Below are 19097 nucleotides of genomic sequence, written 5' to 3'. Positions count from 1 at the left end.
TACTACTATTGAAAAACACCTTACTGCTGGAGAGCATTACCGGCGAGGAGATATCTGCCAATTTAAAGCCCCTGGATAATATCAGGGGATATGAAGTCAGGCCCGGATTTTATGAGGTTAACGGCGCTTCTGCCCTGCCCGGCGGCGTTAATTTCACTCTTGCCTCTCACAACGCCACATCCTGTGAGCTTGTGCTTTTCCACAGAAAATCCTTCCGGCCGTTCGTCAGTATTCCTTTTCCGGAACACTATCGGATCGGGAATGTCTTTTCCATGATTGTTTTCGGCCTGAAGATAGACGAATTCGAATATGCTTACTGCCTGGATGGCCCTTACGATCCGGAAAAGGGACTGATATTTGATAAAAGCAAATATATTCTCGACCCTTATGCAAAGGCTGTTACCGGCCAGAGCGAATGGGGCGTCCACCGGATTTACGAGCCGGACTGTCTGTACAAATCCCGTGTGGTAAGAAATAACTTTGACTGGGGCAACTGTAAGCAGCCGCTCATTCCCATAAAGGATAATATTATCTATGAGCTTCATGTAAGAGGCTTTACCAAAGATGCTTCTTCCGGGGCTTCCCATCCCGGCACTTTCGCCGGTTTAATGGAAAAAATCCCCTATCTGAAAGAGTTGGGAATCAACGCGGTGGAATTGATGCCTATCTTTGAATTCGATGAAATGGCCGGCTGCCGGGAGGTGGACGGACGGATGCTTCTGGATTACTGGGGGTATAATCCCGTGTGTTTCTTTGCCCCCAATACCGGTTATACCGCACAGCTTGAATATAACCAGGAAGGGCTGGAGCTGAAAACGCTTATCAGGGCCCTGAATGAAAATGGGATTGAAGTAATCCTGGATGTGGTATTCAACCATACTGCAGAAGGGAATGAACAGGGGCCGTTCTTTTCTTTTAAAGGGCTGGATAATAATATTTATTACATGCTCACCCCTGATGGCTATTACTATAATTTCAGCGGCTGCGGCAATACGCTGAACTGCAACCACCCTATCGTCCGGCAGCTGATTCTGGACTGCCTGCGATACTGGGTCATCAATTACCGTGTGGACGGTTTCCGCTTCGATCTGGCTTCTATTCTCGGTCGGAATGAGGATGCGGCTCCTATGAGCAACCCTCCCCTTCTGGAAAGCCTTGCCTATGATCCTATCCTGGGAAGCGTGGATTTGATCGCTGAAGCCTGGGACGCAGGCGGCCTGTATCAGGTCGGTTCGTTTCCCTCCTGGAACCGTTGGTCGGAATGGAACGGTAAATACCGGGATGATATGCGCAGCTTCCTGAAAGGGGATGACGGCTATGCTGCTGCCGCCGCTCAGCGTATTATAGGATCTCCTGATCTTTATCCTCCGGAAAAAAGAGGCTCCAACGCATCCGTTAATTTTCTTACCTGCCATGACGGCTTTACTTTATATGATCTTTATTCCTATAACAGCAAGCATAATGAAGCGAACGGCTGGAACAATACGGATGGCGCCGACGATAACCGGAGCTGGAACTGCGGACAGGAGGGCCCGTCCGACAGTGAGGAAATCCGGCAGCTGAGGTTCCGGATGATCAAAAATGCCTGTGCGGTTCTCATGTGCAGCCGCGGCACTCCCATGTTTCTTGCCGGAGACGAATTCGGGAATACGCAGTTCGGCAATAATAATTCCTATTGCCAGGACAATGAAATATCCTGGCTTGACTGGACTTTAGCAGAGGAAAATAAAGAAATTCATGATTTTTTCCGGTACATGATCTCCTTCCGCCGGGAACACGGGGTGATACGGGATAATACCGCTCCCTGCAGTCTTGGTTTTCCGTCTATGAGTATTCATTCGCTGAAGCCCTGGGATGATAATTTTGACTGGAACAGCAAAATGGTGGGCGTAATGTTCGCCGGAATCTATCCCTCCGGCAGGGATGATATCCTGTATATCGGCATCAATACTTTCTGGAATCCTCTGACAGTGGAGCTTCCGGAGCTGTCCCCCGATAAATACTGGATTCCCGCAGTAGATACCTCAAGAGGAACAGCAGCAGTCATTACTCGTGAGGAAATACTGGATGAAAATGTTTATATTATGGGCCCACGCTCCGTATTGGTGTGTCTTGTAAAAGACCGGGCCTAACTAAAAAACGCGATTCTCCAGCCGGCTGCATAGCCTTTCATCAAAACTATAATAAAAAACGAAGCCATCTGACAGCATGTCGCCAGCGGGCTTCGTTTTTCTTTAAGTGAAGTTAATCGATCAATATATACAGCAAAGTAAGCAGAAGTCCCAAACAGGCAAGGAAAAGTCCGAAGGACAGGCTTCTTCCGATAATCGTTCCATTTTCCTGTAAATCATCATGCATCATAGCAAGCTTATGCTCATATCTGCCTTCTGCGTGCTGCCTTATATAGATATCTTCAGCTATCTCTTCCTCTGTGGCATCAGGATGATTGAAATACTCCGTGACCCCGTCCAGAACAATTCCCACCATATGAGTCATGGGTGTTCCTTCTTTTATTTCATGCGGAATTCTGCTATCTCTGTAAATAGTCTTTCTTAACAGGACCACTATTGCATCCATCAGTCTGTCAGCCAGCCTGCACAGGGTTCCGAATAGCAGGGGAAGGATCTTAAGAAGGACAGGCCGGTACAGCAGATTCTCCAAATCCAGCCAGCCGGGCCAGCGATCCCGGTAAATCCTGTTTCCGTCCTGCACAGTTTCCATCCATTTGCGTACCACCAATACATAAAGCAGCAGACCTATAAGAATCGAAACTCCGGCTCCCTTTAAATTGATCAGGGAGAAATAAGCAACCACTGTTTCCAGGCTTTCCGCATTCAGGAAAGCGGCGGACATATCCGCCAGCCTGTCTGTTATCAGATGGGGGAGAATCCCCAGCAGCGGAAGGAGCACGGCGCTGCCCGCCAGGGCAAAACCGCTCAGGCCGTTCATATAATGCTTCATTCCGTCGAATCGTTCCTGACACTTTCTGTCATTATTTTTTTCCACAAAGAGACAGATGTAAAGCTTGAGCATATACGCCACCGTCATGCCTCCGCTGATTAGGAAAATCCATTCCACAGCCTGCATCCAGCCAGCCCCGCCTGCATTTGCTGAGACGAGCATATGCCTGTATTCCACGATGGATTCATGCAGCAGCGTCTTGCTCGTATATCCGTTCCACAGAGGCATTCCGCCGATACCCAGCGCCCCCATCAGAAAACAGAAGTTCAGCAGCGGCTTCTTTCTGCCGAATCCTTTTATTTTGTTCAGGTTCAGTTCATGAAGGTTCATAAATACGACGCCTGCAGCCATAAAAAGCACCAGCTTGATCAGGGAGTGGTTTACCATGTGAAGCAGGCTTCCCCGTATGGCCACGCTGCTCTCTTCTCCGATAAGCCCCTGCATGCCGATCCCGATCAGAATAAATCCGATTTGAGACACGGAGGAACAGGCCAGCGTCCTTTTAAGATTCACGGAGAATAAGGCAAGGAGCGCACCGGTAAACATCGTGAGAACACCCAAAACCAGCAGCAGTCTGCCCCACGCCATATCAAAAGGAAGAATAGCGCTGCTGATGACAAGAACACCAAAAATACCGGCTTTAGTAAGTATGCCGGAAAGAAGGGCGGATGCCGGCGCAGGCGCTACGGGATGGGCCTTGGGCAGCCAGATGTGCAGAGGGAAGACACCGGCTTTTGCCCCGAAACCAAACAGCAGGCAGACAGAGGCGGTGAATATCCGTACATATCCTCCTCTTCCATCTGAACGGCTCTTCTCCGCCGCTTGCGCAAGCCGGGTAAATTCCAGCGTTCCCAGTTCCCCGTACAAGAGAAACAGGCCCATCAGCATTACCAGCCCGCCGATGACTGCCACAGCCAGATAGGTTTCGGCCGCACGCAGGGCTTCTTTCGTCTCTTCATGCGCCACCCATGTATAGGAAGTAAAGGACATGATTTCAAAGAAAATAAAAACAGTGAAAAGATCTGCCGATAGGAACACACCGATGGTGGCTCCCAGCGTAAACAGAGTAAAAAAACGGTATCTTCCCCTGTTCCTGTAGCTTTTCATATATTCGGCGGAAAACAGCGTCGTCATCATCCACATAAGAGAAGCGATCAGGCCATACAGGGCACGGAACCCATCCATACACAGATGCAGCCCCATTCCGCAGAAGCCTTCCCAACGGAAATCATACCGGATTCCCTCATTGCCGCCCTTCCAGAACAGGCCGAACAAAACGGCAAAGCAGAGCATCTCTGAAACAGTTACCAGACCGGCCCCTATATCTGCAGTTGTCTTTCTTTTTCTGTCCGTATCATTTCCCGCTCCCTCTCCTCTTCCCAGCAGCGCTACCACGAATGCCCCCAGAAAGGGAAAACACAGGATTAATAACAGCATATAATCACCAGTCATGTCAGGTTCCTCCAACCTCTCTTTACAAATTTCCGCCGGCTATTTCCTGAAAGAAATTTACAATCGGTGCGGAATGCAGGCCGAAAATAAGGATAGCTATCGCAAAAATACACAAAGGCACCAGCATCATCCATCCCGGATCCCTGGCTTCCTCCGGAATGTTCAGCTGCTTCTCCTTATCAGGGAAAAAGGCCCGGATAACGATAGAGAGCATATAGATGGCCGTTAAAAGCGCAGATATCAGAAGGGCCCCGATCCCCACATAGGCCATGACATTATCGCTCATTACCGCCGCCGTCGCCAGATTCCACTTGCTGATAAATCCGGCAAGGCCGGGCACTCCCATCAGTCCGAGGGACGCTATGGTAAAAATTCCGAACACCACCGGCATACGCCTTCCGAAACCGTCTATTTCATGCACATACTGCTTTCCCGTTTTATACATCACCGCACCCACACAGAAGAAGGAGCATATCTTCATAACAGCATGGAATACCATATGGCTTAAGGCACCTACCAGACCCAGGGGCGTCATGATACATACGCCGAAAAGGATATAGGAAAGGTTGCTTATGGTGGAATACGCAAGCCTCCTTTTCAAATGCGTCTCCTTCAGCGCGCGGCTGCAGCCGTAAACAATGGTAAAAATCACGATCCCCATTACCACATTCTGCGCCCAGGTTCCTCTGACAAAGTCCGGGCCAAAGCTGTAATAGGTCAGCCTGATGATAGCAAAGGCTCCCGCCTTTACCACGGCTACCGCATGCAGAAGCGCAGTGACCGGGGTAGGCGCCACGCCCGCCTGGGGAAGCCAGGAATTAAAGGGACAGACAGCCGCTTTTACCCCAAAGCCGCAGAAGGCGATGCAGTATATGAGCAGCAGCATGGATCTCTTATCTCCTCCCGTCACGGAAGCATCCAGGACTCCCCCGAAGGTAAAGTTGATGGTCGTGCCATAGGTCAGCAGGAAGATCAGCCCCAGAAAAGCAAATGCGGCGCCTCCCAGGGAGTAATACAGATACTTCCGGCTGGCAAGGATCGCCTCTCTGGTCAGCGTATGCAGCACCAAGGGTACGGTAACCAGCGTGAGCAGCTCATAAAAGAAATACATGGTGAGCATATCCTCTGAAAAAGCAATACCCAGCGTAATACCATAGGTAATGGTGTAAAACATGAAGAAAAACCGTTCTCTTTTTTCATGCTTCATATATTCAAAGGAATACAGCGTCGCCAGCGGCCACAAGGCGGCCACCAGACCCGCAAAAACCATGGATAACCCGTCAATCTTCAGGGACAGAGACAGATTGCTCACAAACCGGACGATAGGAAATGCATCCGCAGGCCGGTTTACCAGCAGCCCCGCCACAATCAGGCTGGTCGCCACCACTATGCATTCAACATATACCGTCATATATATTCTTTTTTTAAAGGGTATCAAGGGCACCACAGCGCCGCCGAGCACAGGCAGCAGTACGGCCACAAGCATCATTTCTGGTTTCATAGATGAACACCTTTCTTTTTCCCTGGTACGGACTTACCATCCGTTTTCTTCCGTCTGCCTACATCTGGAACAGCTGCTGTGCAATATTGCTGATAAGGGAAATCAGGCCTCCCGGGAACATACCCAGCACAACAGCCAGGACAGCCAGCAGAAGGATGGGAACCAGCATTACGGAATCCGCTTCCTTCCGTACAAAGCCTTTTCGTGATTCTTCTTCCCCGGGGAAAAACCCCTTCATGGTTATGGGGAGCAGATAGCCCGCCGTGAGCAGCGCGGACAGCAGCAGTACCACCGGCCCCAGCCAGCTGTAAAAGCCGGTTTCCGAGGACAGCGAGCCGACGGCCAGATACCATTTGCTGACAAATCCGCTTGCAGGAGGAATGCCTATTAAAGCAAGGGACAGAAGGGTCATACAGCCGATGGTTACCGGCATTTCCTTCCCGATTCCCCTCAGCTCGTCCACCCGCGTTTTACCTGTCCGGAATATGATCGCTCCGGCGCAGAGGAACAGGCCGGATTTAATGACCGCATGGAAAATCACATGCAGGAATGCCCCTGTCATACCGGCCGGATTCAGCAGAAGAAGCCCGAAGAGAATATAGGAAACCTGGCTTACCGTTGAATAGGCCAGCCTTTTTTTCAGTCCTTTTTCCAGATAAGCGAGCATGGAACCCAGGAATACCGTTCCCAGGGCCAGTCCCAGGAATACCTTCTGTACCCAGCTTCCCTTCAGGAACTCCGCTCCGAAAATAAAGTAAACCACACGGATTATCCCCAGCACCCCTGATTTGACAATAATCCCGGACAGCACAGCCGATGCGGGGGCAGGGGCTACCGGGTGCGCCGCAGGCAGCCAGCCCTGCATGGGAAACAGCCCGGCTTTTACACCGAACCCCATAAGCATCAGAAAGGCAACCACCAGCAATAATCCTTCATGCCCTTCCACAAGTGAAAAATCCAGCACTCCGCCGGCTGTAAAGGTCAGCGTATTCCCATAGCGGTTGATAAAATACAGGCCAAACAAAGCCAGATAGGCGCCGGCCAGGGAATAGAACAGATATTTCAGCCCCGCCATAACCGCCTCCCTTGTACGGGTATGGAATACAAGAGGAAGGGACAGCAGAGTCATGCACTCGTAAAAGAGGTAAAAGGTAATCAGGTTGCCGGAAAAATCCAGCCCTACAAGAACGCCGTATACAATCAGATAAAATCCGAAATATCTTTTATTGCAATCCTCGTGCTGCATATACCGGAATGCATAGATGCCGGCGAGAACCCAGACAATTGTGACCACCGACACAAACAGCCGCCCCACCGCATCCACCTTAAAATAGACAGGAAGCCGCATGGTCAGCTGAAACAGCGTAAAGGCAGTCTCTCCGCTGCCGATCACCCCGATGACTGCTATCGCCGTCCCGAAAAGGCCTATGGCGGTAAGGGTTATCATGGCAGCCCTTTTTATTGAATTTTTCAAAAGCAGCAACAGAATTCCCATGATTATCGGAAAAAATATGGGAAAGAGAAGCATGCCTGATTCCTTCATATAAAGCTCCTGTCTGCGCGCCGTTTCCGCGCCTGGTAAGAATTTGATAAAATCAGCCGAACATAGCCAGCCCCGACTGGATCCATTTCACAATGGGCTGGGACAGCATGCCCAGGGCTATATTAAGGCAGATAAAAAGGACAATGGTAACCGTATAGGTTTTTTCTGCGCCGATAGTGATTACCTCACAGTCCGTACGCCTTTCCGGAACAAAAATCCGGATCACCGTTTTCATGAAATAAATAGCATTCAATACCGTGCTGATTCCCAGTACGATAAGGGCAGGAAGCATTTTATAAGCATGTCCGATGGAAGCCTGGGCAAAGAGCAGCTTGCTCACGAAGCCGGATAACATAGGCATTCCTACCATGGACAAAGAACCCACGGTAAAACCGATTCCCGCGATTTTATGCCTGTAGGCCGCCCCCGTAAGATCCTGGAATTTCCTGCTGCCTTTGGAAACATCCGTAAGGCCGATAGCGGAGATAAACAGGAGTGATTTGGTGGCGGCATGGGAAAGGATATGAAAAATACTGGCAACCATGCCGATCTCCGTACCCAGTCCGAAGCCCATGTAAATATATCCAATCTGGGCCACACTGGAAAAAGAGATCATCCTTCGGATATCATTTTCCTTTATGGCGCTCAGGGAGCCGAATATCATCCCCATGAGCCCGAATACGAAGAATACGTTGATTATCTTGTTCTCCGCAATAAAATCAAAGCCGATTACCCTGTAAATAATCTTAATCAGCAGAAAAATATAACCCTTGGATACCAGGCTGGAAAGCATGGCCGCCGAAGATACGGTGGAATAGCCATAGGCATCAGGCAGCCAGGAGTGAAAGGGAAACAGGGCGCTTTTTATGGCAAGGCCCACGCAGATTAAGCCGATGGTCACCACCAGCGGCATCCGGAATTCCCCCTGGGCGACTATCTCTCCCACGGTTTCCTTGATATTGCTCATGAGCAGATGGCCTGTCATATCGTAGAGCATGCTGATTCCCACCAGCAGAAGTCCACTGCCCAGAAGGCTCATGATCATATATCTGACCGCCGCTTCAATCGTCCTTCCGTTCTGCCTGATCATGATCAGGCCGCAGGCGGATATGGTATTGATTTCCACAAATACATAGGCGGTGAACAGGTCGTTGGTATATACAAGGGCCAAAAGGGAACTGAGCAGCAAATCCGTGAGGATATAATAAAGATTGTGCTTGCTGTATTCCACCTCGCCCAGAAGCTTCTTGCGCCCGCCCATCAGGGAAAGGAGCATGATAATACAGAAAAAGAGGGCCATACCCGCTTCCAGAACTCCCGCGCGGATTTCATTTCCCCAGGGCGCCGGAAAATGGCCCATCATATAGGTATAGCTGGTTCCTTTACCCATGAGGTACACCAGCAGCACGGCGGACATACAGCCCACGGCTCCGATAACAACCGTATTCAGCCACTTGGCGGCCTTTGCCGGAAGAACCGAGCTCACCGTGCCGGAAAACATGGATAAAATAATGGAGAAGAAGGGAAAGTTCTGTACAAAATCCATTTACAGTCCCTCCTTTTTCAGTCTGGCGGAAATCTCGTCCAGATCCAGCGTATGGTACCTGCGGTACAGACGGATTGTCAGAGACAGCATCAGCGCCGTTACCGAAACCGACACCACGATGCCGGTGAGTACCAGCCCGCTGGGAACCGGATTGATATAGCTTACCACCGTCTGGACCCCATCCACCACGATAGGAGCCTTACGTCCCATGATATAGCCTTTTTCTGCAAGGAACAGGTAAACTGCGGTATCCATGATATTCAGTCCGATTATTTTCTTTATCAGGTTCTTCTGCAAAAGCAGGTTGGAGAATCCGATGCCGAACAGGATCATGGCAATCGCTTCCCCGTAATTGGATAAAAGGTTGCCGCCCATCCTAGAATCCCCCCTTCCTGAACAACGCATAAAAAGCGTACATGGTACAGGTCACCACCAGGCCCACGCAAATATTAAGTACCAGTATCAGGCCGCTGCTCAGTATGGCTCCGGGTGTCCCCAAGGGTATCCCGCTTGGCAGATGGTTGGCGCCCATATAAAAGGAATAGCTTTTCGCCAGACAGTAGCAGGTCAGGGAACAAAAGCAAATCCATTTATAAGTCTTTTCCGTGAAAAAACGTTCTGTTTTCGCAAACCCGAAGGCATTCAGATACAGGATGAGTCCCGCGCCGATAATCGCGCCGCCCGAAAACCCGCCGCCGGGGGACAGATGGCCGTTCAGAATGACATAAATGCCGAATATAATAATGAGCGGCACCAGAAAACCCGCTACCTTCTGCAGGATCAAATCATTTTTTGGCTCATAAATACGGTCGTTCTCGTCGGCTTCAGCCCGGGTCAGAGCATTATCCCTGCTTTCCCCTTCCTTCTTGTCCGTCTTGTCAATACGCAGCAAGATAAGAACCGTGACCGTGGCGATAAACAGAACGTTGGATTCCCCAAATGTATCAAAGGCCCTGTAATCCAGGATCATGCCGGTAACAATGTTTACCGCCCCTGTTTCCTGAAGCCCTTTGGTAATATACCGCTCCGACACCTCATTATTATCCGGATTGGAGGCATTTCCCGTCCTGGGAAGATAAGAAACCGTCACCAGCATAATGGCAATCAGGCAGATACAGAAAATAACGCCCATCACCCGGTAAGCCTTATTAAACAGCAGGAGCTTCTTATTATGCTCCATATCATAAACCTTTTCCTGAAGCTGCCGGTATTCCCGCATCCTTTCCTGGACGCTGGCTTCCTCTTCCTTATATTCCTTCTGCGGCTTCATTTCCACCTTGCCTAACAGGGGATCCTCTTCCCCATAAAACCAGCGGGAAAAACGGCTATTCTTCTTTTCTGTCATCTTCGTCGTCCTCCCTCCGGATAGCATGGATCTTTTTCAGCGTCACAAAGAAAAGCACGCTGGTAACCCCTGCCCCCACAGCCGCTTCCGTAATTGCCAGATCCGGGGATTCCAGAAGAATCCATATGATCGACATAACCAGACTGTAAGACATGAAAATCAAAATGGAATTCAGCAGGTTCCTGGAGAAGCTCACCGAAACAGCACATACTACCAGAAAGCCCATCAGCAGGTAAGTAAATGTCTGCATATCATTCTCCTTTCTCCTCCCGATCCAGCCTGTCATCCTCTTCATAGTCCAGTTCACAGTGCTCCTTCAGGGTTTCATCCGTCATAACCTCCAGACGGGAAATCAAATGGGAGGAAACAGGGGATGCGAACCACAGAAACATGATTACCAGGAGCATCTTCAGGCTGGTAAAATTCAGCCCGGAAATGATGATAAGGCCTGTCAGGGAAATTCCGATCCCCAGCGTGTCCCCCAGCGCGGCAGCATGCATCCGGTTCAGTACAAATTCAAAACGGTAGGATCCGAATACCTCCATCGCAAAGGTAAGCAGCCCTGCTGCAAGAACCACCGTTCCGATTATAAAACGGAGCAATTCAAGATTCATGAGCATTTTCCTCCTCCGGCGTATCCTTTTTCCTGTCTTTTTTCCTGGTTTCCTGATAAACTCCCATGTATACCTTGGTCAGCACAATGACTGCAAGAAAGCTTATCATGGCGTAGATAATACAGATATCCACCAGATAGCCTTCCTGCAGCAAAAGCGCAAGGATGGCTATCATAACCATGACCATGGTGCCCATCATATTTACGGCCACCAGCCTGTCCGCCACACGAGGCCCCCTCACAGCCCTTATGAGGCATAGAAGGAGCATAAAGCCGAGAAAAATCAACGCTGCTGTAAACACAGCTTCATATGCATTTTCCAAACCGTTCATCCTGCCACCTGCCCTTCTATTTTGTGCAGAAGCCGCACAAAAACGCTGTCCGAAAGCCCTTCACTGAAACGCCTGTCCAGACAATGCACCGTATACTCATTGTCCTGCAGGGCTACCGTAATGGTTCCCGGCGTAAGGGTGATGGAATTAGCCAGAAGCACTCTGGCAGTTTTTGTTTTCAAATCCGTTTTAAAGCGGACAATAACAGGCTGAACCCTGATATGAGGGGATGCTACGAGCTTAAGAGTTGCCGCATTGGCTTTGACGATTTCCCAGATAAGCACGCCCAGATAGGCAATAATATAACCGAACTTACGCATGATAAGCCAGTCCTTCCGGGGACTGTAGTCCAGGAACTTACAGCAGAAGGCATAAACGGCCCCTGCTATTACAATTCCGAACAGTACTATTTCCAGCGTAACCTTCCCGTTAAAGATTACCCACAGCAAAAAAAAGAGTATGTACATAAAATGCCTTCCCCTCATCAATCAAAAAATTCATCTGTCATCCGGATTACAATTACATCATGAGAAAACGGACGCTGGCTGTTAAGCCAACGTCTGCTCCAGTTTGTTTATTAATTCATTTTTGGATACCGCGCCCACTATTCTGGCTTTTTCCTGGCCATCCTTGAAAATCAGGAAGGTGGGGATATTCATCACACTGTATTTCTCGGCAATATCCATATTCTCATCAATATTAAGCTTACCAACCTTGGCTTTTCCATCCATTTCTTCCGCCAGCTGCTCCACAACCGGCGCCATCATCTTACAGGGACCGCACCAGTCCGCAAAAAAATCAACTAATACAGGCTTGTCCGACTGCAGCACCTCTTTTTCAAAATCTCCTGTCGTAAATTTATATTCCATGATAAAACCTCCTTCTTATTTTCTGTCTCTCTATTTATTCTTGACCATTTTCTGAGTTCCATACAATCAGCTGCCTCTGTCAGCATAAAACGGAGACATAAGTTTATGGTATAAGCATATTACACATTTTTGTGCTTTGCAAGGACAAAAATGCTTAAAAATTGCACATATTAGGTTACAGTACCCACCAGCCCCGTGCTTCGCCTCTTCCGCCGGTGTGTGCGCAGTCCATAAAAAACTTTCTCTTTCGCAATCGTAAAAAAAGAGGGCAAAAAAATACATGGATAATCCACTCATTATCCATGTACTTTCAGGTTTTTATATGACATGTTAAATTAATAAAACATGATATCCTTCAGATCCATCAGCTTTCCGGCAATCCCGGTGAATTTTATGTAAACCGCATGCACTCCCGAAGGGACACGCACAGGACTGTCAAATTGCTGAAAATCAAATTTTCCGCCGGTCCTCTTTATCTCGACTTTGGCGAGGCATTCTGATTCCATGCTGTCAATATAGATCTCCGCAGTACCTCCATAGGTGCTGCTGGAACAGGAGAGGGAAATACCCCGGATTTCACAGTTGAAATCCATATACCGGATAACGCCCCAGTCGCCGTTGTGGATATTGGTTAAATACTCATAATGCATATCCCTGCTGCTGTAGGCATCAAAGTAGCATTTCCCCGACAGCCGGCACAAAGCCGATGCGGGAAGTTTTCTTTTGCAGGGTATCGGGGGTTCCGTTCCCTGGCTCGTCATCAGAACCTCTCTTATCGTTCCGTCCTCTTCAAAAAATATCTCTTCCACACAGACTCTGCGGCTGAATTCACTGTTATGAGAGGAACGATGATAAAAGACATACCATTTTCCCTGATATTCTTCGATCGATCCATGGTTGTTCCAGCTTGCCGGATCACATCCTGTATTATCAATGATAATCCCTTTTTTCGTATAGGGGCCGAGCGGCTTATCACTCATCGCATATCCCAGGCATGTCGGCCTTCCGCGGGAGCTGTCCGCATAGACGAGATAATAGATACCGTTTCTTTTTCTGATTGATATTCCCTCATGAAAACCATCTCTGTCTTCCGTTAATATTCCCTTAACCATCGTCTCGGGAATCACTTCCGATAAATCCTCCGACAGTTTTCCCCCTCTCAGGCTTCCCTGGCCCCAAAAATAGTACACCTGGCCGTCATCATCCTTAAAAACAGCGGGATCAATCTGTGTTCCGTCCGCTCCGGCTATAGGAACCGCATCCGTGAAGGGGCCTGTTGGACTTTCCGAAAAAGCCACGCCTTCCGATCCATCCGACAAGCAATAAAACAGACAATATCTGTCCTTGATTTTCAGACAATCCGGCGCATATAAAGGCATTTTTCCATGGGCTGCCATGTGGGAGGCCTCATCATAGGAAATAAAAGACACAGGATGTGCCTGGAAATTCTTCATGTCACTGCTGGAAAACACCTGATATTCGTAGCTGCAGTATTCATCATTGCCGCAGCAGTCTTTTGAGCCATATAAATAAATATTGCCATCCTCATCTTTTCGAGCCTCAACATCCGGTATATAATACTGGGACGGTAAAATCGGGTTCATAATATAATTCCTTTCTTCATTAACCTTTTACGGCTCCCGCCGTCAATCCTTCTGTAATAGTACGTGATACAAATGCGTATACAATCATTATGGGGACAATCGACATGGCGATAGCCAGATAGGTAGCTCCGTAATCCCTGTTAAAGGTTCCCCTAAGATTCATAATAAGCAGGGGAAGCGTAAAATTTTTCTGGTTAAACAACACAATCATAGGCGTCATGAAGTTATTCCAGCTTCCCACAAAGTTGAAAATAGACATCGTTGCAATAGCCGGTTTTACCATCGGCAGAGCGATTCTGTTAAAGATAATAAACTCGTTGCAGCCCTCTATCCTGGCGCTTTCCAGCAGAGAATCCGGCAAAGAGGATTTCATATACTGCATAATGAAAAACACCGTACTCGCATTGGCAATCCCGGGCAGGATAAGCGGGAAAAAGGTATCTAAGATCCCCATGAACTTACATAACCGGAAGAACCCGATGATTCCCAGCTGCGAAGGAATCATCATGGAAACCATGACGATACCGAATACAATACCCTGGCCTTTGAACTTGTATTTGGAAAGGCCAAAAGCGGTCAGCGCGCCGAAATAGGCGCTCAGCAGCGTGGAGGAAAAGGAAATAATCACGCTGTTCAAAAATCCTCTGCCAATCTGTATCATTTCTCTCATATTCAAATAATTCTGAAGGATGGAGGTTCCGGGAAGTAAATACAAGCCTGTCATCAGCTCATTGCTGGAATGTGTGGCATTAATGATCATGATATAAAAAGGCAGAAAACAAATGACTGTAAGCAATATCAGTAAAATATAGATAATGATTCTGGAGAGCTTTATCTTTTTCATGACTCCTCTCCTTCCTGCTTAGGGTTGAGAACTCTGAAAAACAGAACAGATACTATCAGGATTATTATGAATAATCCATAAGAAACCGTTGCCCCGTATGCATAATTTTTATTCTTAAATGCGGTGTTATATAAATATAAAACCATTGTCATAAGCGACTTCTGGGGTTCTCCGGTTCCTCCCGTCAGGGCCATCGGGATATCAAAAATCTGCATTCCGCCAATCAGAGAAGTGACTGCAACATATAATAAAGTGGGTCTTATCAGAGGCATTGTAATGTAAAAAAATCTTTGTCTGCTGTTAGATCCGTCTACCACGGCGGCTTCAATCACATCCGTAGAAATTGCCTTGATTCCTGCCGTAAGAATGATCGTGCTGTGCCCGAACCACATCCACCATTGGATGAGAGAGGTCAGGCCTCTGGCAAATACCGGATTTCCCATCCATTTTACAGGTTCATGGATCAGATTCATGGATAATAAGATTTTATTGACGGTACCCGTCTGCCAGTCAAGCAGCACGCTGAACAGAATACCGATTGAGGCAGCCGTAACTAAATTGGGCAGATAGAACATTGCCTGAAACACATTGGCGCCTTTCAGTTTGTACTGGCATAAAAGGACGGCCAGCACCAGCGCGGATATAATCTGCGGTATGATACAGCCAAGCCAGATAATCCAGGTGTTTCCCACACTTTTCCAAAACACTTCGTCAACAGCAAGACGCTGATAATTCTTCAGGCCAATAAATCCCGCCGTTGCTCCGTCTTCCATACTTAAAAAGAATGTATAAATAATCGGGTACAACTGAAATATAAGAAAAACAACGATATAAGGTAAAACAAAGAGAAAGCCATACCGGGCTCTTTTCTTAGCCATACTTTTTACTACCCCCTTACCTTGTTTGAAAAAGGAAAAGCAGTTCCTGTTTATGGGCTGCTTTTCCTTTCGTTTACTACTCTACCGTAATGGACTGATATGCATTTGCCACATCTTTTTTAAATTGTTCCAGGGCCTCTTCCTTCGTTACCTCTCCCTGGGCATATAACTCCGCATTCTGAAGGAGCAGATTATTGATGGTATCATCATACTTTGTTACAAGGGAAGCATTTATTTTACCGGCTTCCTCTTTGAAAAATGCAAATGTATTCTGGCCTCCGCACCATGTATCCGAGTAGGATTCCACCAGCTCGTCCTCCACAGATACCAACGCCGGGAAATCTGATTTATCTATCGCATACTGTCTGCTGTAATCAGGATCCAGAGTGATAAATTTCAGATATTCCCATGCCAGTTCCTTCTGGGTGCTCTTTTTGTAAATTCCCATATAGGTTCCGCCGTTAAAGTAAGATGCTGGCATACTTGCAATCGCCCAGTCTCCTTTGGAATCCGGCGCGCTTCCTTGGATTACATACTGCATTCCCCAGGTAGGCAGGACATAACCGAACAGAGAATCGTCCGCTGCGGCTGCATACCATGCGGTACTCCATGCATCCAGTTTGGCGTCATAACCGTTTTCCCGGAATGTTTTTCCCAAATCAAGGAATTCCGGCACATAATCGTCCATGATGAATTTACCGTCTTTTACCCAGGGCTCCTTACGCTGTCCATAGCAGGACATCATCCATAAATCCTGGAAGTTTGTCACAAACGCTGTTTTTCCATTGCTTTTATCATGAATCGTCTTGGCAACATCCAGCATTCCCTCTGTGCTTGACAGCATTTTGGAAACCTCTTCCGGATCATCCGTTCCCAGATATTCTTTTGCCATGCTGCGCTTATACCAGAGCCCGCCCGGCGTAGCCTGCCAGCATAAAGCTCTCAGATTTCCCTGGGCATCGGAACCGATTTCTTTGGTATAGCCTATTACGTCTTCTGCAAGTGCTGTGGCATTATAGGGTTCAGCCGATAAATTTTCCCAGGCATCCGATTCCAGATAATTCTTCACTACCTTGGCGTCCGCACAGAAAATGTCGGGGCCGTCTGCCTCATTATCCACGATAGTCTGCATCTTGACATCATAGTCTTCACCAATCTGGGTAAATTCCACCTTTACATTAGGGTAAACCTTATTAAATGCTTCGATCTGGTATTTGGGATCGTCTGTCCAGGACCATATTGTAATTGTGCCGCTGTACTCCGACGGATCCTTTGCTTCAAAAGCTGCTGTTTCTTTTTCTTTGGACGGGCTGCTTCCACAGCCGGCCATGCTTCCCAATACCATTAATACTGCTAAACAAACACATAGTTTCTTTTTCATCTTGCCTCTCCTTCTCTTGAATAATGATTTATCTGCAAAATGGTAGCGCTCCCATTTTTTGCCACGAAAAAACTACACCGAACATGTAGTCTCTTTCTCTGAAATTACAGCAGGGAAAATTTTACGTAACTCCACACTTTTCCCTTCCACCTCTGCAATCATTGTTTCTGCAAGATATCTCCCCATTTCCCTTACCGGCTGCTTTACAGTGGACAGCTTGATATAAGGGCCATAGTTCATGAAGATAATATCATCATATCCCAAAACGGATATATCCTCAGGCACCCTGTAGTTTGCGTCCTTTGCTCCTCTTGCGAAGCCATGTGCCATAACATCGTTAAAACAAAATACTGCCGTTGCCTTTGTATCTATGATATCTCTGGCACGTTCAAGTCCTATGTCATAGGAAAATTCACCATCAAAAATCAAAGATTCCTCATAGGGAATATGATTTTCCTCCAAAGCCCTGCGGTATCCTTCCAAACGGCCCAGTGTTTCATAATTGTTCCATTTTCCTGTTAAAACTGCTATTCTTCTATGTCCAAGGCCTATGAGATAATTGGTGCCGTCATATGCTGCCTTTACATTATCAATATCTGCCTCAATTACTCCGTCCACCTGAATCCCCGTCTTAAACGCTGCTGCCGGCATTCCCATTTTAACAAGCTTTTCCAGCTGTTTTCTGGATACCGAACCTTCCCCCAGATAAATGAATCCATCCACTTTTCCATTAAGGATATCAATAGGATCCTTGTGCCCGCTTTCATCGGCACGGTTTACCACGAACAGAGTGCTGTAACCTCTTTTTTCACAAATATGGTAAATCTCCTCACTGACTATGGAATAGAAAGGATCATTGAAGGTATAACAGCTGATCACACCGATATTCATGCTTCTTCTCGATGCCAGGGTCCTGGCTGCTGTATTAGGGCTGTAATTCATTTCTTCAATAACCTGCAGAACTCTTTCTTTTGTCGCAGGCTTAACCTTGTCGCTGCCTAATAAAACTCTTGATACGGTTGTCTTGGAAACTCCGGCTTTCTTAGCCACATCAATTATACTTGTCATGTTATCACCTTTTTCACATAGTAACATAAAATGGGAACGGTTTCAATGTATATAATGTACAATATTTTCTCAATCATTTTTGCAGTAATGTATAGAAAGAGCTGAAATATATTTAAATTTTTCCTGATTTTACAGATAAAGACTTTAAATATAATTCAGCTCTTATTCTCTTTCAAATACCGTATTACAGGAATATTGCAGGAATGAATGCTTCCGTCACCGCCGTATCACATACTTACAGATAGGGTTGCCCGCCGCGGAAAACCGCTCTTCATACTCCGTCATGATATTTCCCCGGACAAGAGCCTCATCCGCATGAAGATCAAAGGTGACTGTATCAGCTTTCCAGCCCGCAGGCTCCAGCTCCTCCAGTGCAAAATCAAACAGGACTCTGTTGTCTGTTTTGAATTCCAGTGTTCCGTCCTTTTTTAAGATCTCGTCGTATCTGGCAAGGAACTGTCTGGAGGGCAGGCGTCTTTTCGCATGCCTGTCCTTGGGCCAGGGATCCGAGAAATTCAGATATATCCTGCTGACCTCCCCTTTATCAAATACATTGCAGATATCCTCTGCATCCATACGGATAAAACGTACGTTGGGAAGCTCTTCTTCCTCCATTTTCTGTATGGCGCGCAGCAGTACGCTGGAATACTTTTCAATTCCGATAAAATTTACTTCCGGATGCTGTCCGGCCATTCCCATAATAAATCTTCCCTTGCCCATTCCAATCTCTATATGAATGGGGTTCTCATTCCCGAAGACCTCTTTCCATTTTCCCTTCTGTAATTCCGGTTCATGTATGACAAATCGGCTCTCTCCGATAACCTCCCTGGAGCCGGGTACATTCTTAAGTCTCATTCGTTTTCCTCTCTATCCGCAGTCTTTCATGGATATCCACGTCCTTATTTCCATGAAAGCATTATAGCTTATTATAATTTTATTGTAAACACAGGTTCGTTAAAGTGTTGACTTTATTTTAAAACAACGTTAATATATTTTCAGAGAAGCCGATAACGGAATTATAGATTAGTAAATGAACGCAAGTACATTGAAAAAGAAACAGAGTGCCTGATATCCTAGTGATGTCAGGCCTCTTTTTCAAGAGAGGTAAGAGGCTGAAAAGCTTTTCTTTCAGCCTCTCTGATTTATATGCGGCATATGCC

At 47.3% G+C, this 19097-nt stretch carries 18 protein-coding genes; 1 reads left to right on the top strand and 17 read right to left on the bottom strand.

All coding sequences use genetic code 11. The annotated features are described in order from the left end of the window. Window positions 1-8 precede the first annotated feature (8 nt). Entirely contained in the window at window positions 9-2132 is a 2124-nt protein-coding gene (locus BLA28_RS07980; RefSeq protein WP_069159206.1) for a glycogen debranching protein, read from the top strand. Window positions 2133-2244: 112 nt separating this feature from the next. On the opposite strand, the gene BLA28_RS07975 is transcribed toward BLA28_RS07980, so the two are convergent. From BLA28_RS07975 to trmB, 17 genes are all read right to left on the bottom strand, one after another. Then, the gene (locus tag BLA28_RS07975; protein WP_069159207.1) at window positions 2245-4413 is read right to left on the bottom strand and encodes a complex I subunit 5 family protein; all 2169 of its coding nucleotides are present in this window, start codon (window positions 4411-4413) and stop codon (window positions 2245-2247) included. Window positions 4414-4435: 22 nt separating this feature from the next. Then, window positions 4436-5914, bottom strand: a complete 1479-nt coding sequence (locus BLA28_RS07970; protein ID WP_069151384.1) for a complex I subunit 5 family protein — start codon at window positions 5912-5914, stop codon at window positions 4436-4438. A 58-nt stretch (window positions 5915-5972) separates the two neighbouring features. After that, window positions 5973-7457 carry a complex I subunit 5 family protein gene (locus BLA28_RS07965; RefSeq protein WP_069159208.1) on the bottom strand — a complete coding sequence of 495 codons (1485 nt, stop codon included), beginning with the start codon at window positions 7455-7457 and terminating at the stop codon, window positions 5973-5975. Between the two features lie 52 nt (window positions 7458-7509). Then, on the bottom strand, window positions 7510-9003 hold the full coding sequence (locus BLA28_RS07960; protein ID WP_009256315.1) for a complex I subunit 5 family protein: 1494 nt from the start codon (window positions 9001-9003) through the stop codon (window positions 7510-7512). Further along, window positions 9004-9378 (bottom strand): sodium:proton antiporter, encoded by a 375-nt coding sequence (locus tag BLA28_RS07955; RefSeq protein WP_009256316.1) that lies wholly within the window; start codon window positions 9376-9378, stop codon window positions 9004-9006. A gap of 1 nt (window position 9379) precedes the next feature. Next, on the bottom strand, window positions 9380-10348 hold the full coding sequence (gene mbhE, locus BLA28_RS07950) for a hydrogen gas-evolving membrane-bound hydrogenase subunit E (protein ID WP_081330211.1): 969 nt from the start codon (window positions 10346-10348) through the stop codon (window positions 9380-9382). Then, the gene (locus BLA28_RS07945) at window positions 10329-10598 is read right to left on the bottom strand and encodes a hydrogenase subunit MbhD domain-containing protein (RefSeq protein ID WP_009256318.1); all 270 of its coding nucleotides are present in this window, start codon (window positions 10596-10598) and stop codon (window positions 10329-10331) included. Before BLA28_RS07945 ends, mbhE begins: the two co-directional genes overlap by 20 nt. A 1-nt stretch (window position 10599) precedes the next feature. Beyond that, on the bottom strand, window positions 10600-10962 hold the full coding sequence (locus BLA28_RS07940) for a cation:proton antiporter (protein ID WP_009256319.1): 363 nt from the start codon (window positions 10960-10962) through the stop codon (window positions 10600-10602). Beyond that, window positions 10952-11293, bottom strand: a complete 342-nt coding sequence (locus BLA28_RS07935) for a monovalent cation/H+ antiporter complex subunit F (RefSeq protein ID WP_009256320.1) — start codon at window positions 11291-11293, stop codon at window positions 10952-10954. Before BLA28_RS07935 ends, BLA28_RS07940 begins: the two co-directional genes overlap by 11 nt. Then, window positions 11290-11760 (bottom strand): Na+/H+ antiporter subunit E, encoded by a 471-nt coding sequence (locus BLA28_RS07930; protein WP_009256321.1) that lies wholly within the window; start codon window positions 11758-11760, stop codon window positions 11290-11292. The genes BLA28_RS07935 and BLA28_RS07930 overlap by 4 nt, the downstream gene beginning before the upstream one ends. Window positions 11761-11841: 81 nt before the next feature. Continuing rightward, on the bottom strand, window positions 11842-12162 hold the full coding sequence (gene trxA / locus BLA28_RS07925; protein WP_009256322.1) for a thioredoxin: 321 nt from the start codon (window positions 12160-12162) through the stop codon (window positions 11842-11844). Between the two features lie 335 nt (window positions 12163-12497). Beyond that, window positions 12498-13766 carry a family 43 glycosylhydrolase gene (locus BLA28_RS07920; RefSeq protein WP_069159209.1) on the bottom strand — a complete coding sequence of 423 codons (1269 nt, stop codon included), beginning with the start codon at window positions 13764-13766 and terminating at the stop codon, window positions 12498-12500. A 19-nt stretch (window positions 13767-13785) separates the two neighbouring features. Beyond that, the gene (locus BLA28_RS07915) at window positions 13786-14610 is read right to left on the bottom strand and encodes a carbohydrate ABC transporter permease (protein WP_069159210.1); all 825 of its coding nucleotides are present in this window, start codon (window positions 14608-14610) and stop codon (window positions 13786-13788) included. Continuing rightward, entirely contained in the window at window positions 14607-15488 is an 882-nt protein-coding gene (locus BLA28_RS07910; protein WP_069159211.1) for a carbohydrate ABC transporter permease, read from the bottom strand. Before BLA28_RS07910 ends, BLA28_RS07915 begins: the two co-directional genes overlap by 4 nt. A 76-nt stretch (window positions 15489-15564) precedes the next feature. Continuing rightward, the gene (locus tag BLA28_RS07905) at window positions 15565-16869 is read right to left on the bottom strand and encodes an ABC transporter substrate-binding protein (protein WP_069159212.1); all 1305 of its coding nucleotides are present in this window, start codon (window positions 16867-16869) and stop codon (window positions 15565-15567) included. A gap of 72 nt (window positions 16870-16941) precedes the next feature. Then, a complete protein-coding gene (locus tag BLA28_RS07900; RefSeq protein ID WP_009256332.1) occupies window positions 16942-17937 on the bottom strand; it encodes a LacI family DNA-binding transcriptional regulator in 996 nt (331 codons plus the stop codon). A 216-nt stretch (window positions 17938-18153) separates the two neighbouring features. Continuing rightward, a complete protein-coding gene (trmB, locus tag BLA28_RS07895) occupies window positions 18154-18792 on the bottom strand; it encodes a tRNA (guanosine(46)-N7)-methyltransferase TrmB (protein WP_069159213.1) in 639 nt (212 codons plus the stop codon). Window positions 18793-19097 lie beyond the last annotated feature (305 nt).

The organism is Eisenbergiella tayi (assembly GCF_001881565.1).
GTDB lineage: Bacteria > Bacillota > Clostridia > Lachnospirales > Lachnospiraceae > Eisenbergiella > Eisenbergiella tayi.
This window is presented reverse-complemented; position numbering and strand designations above follow the sequence as displayed.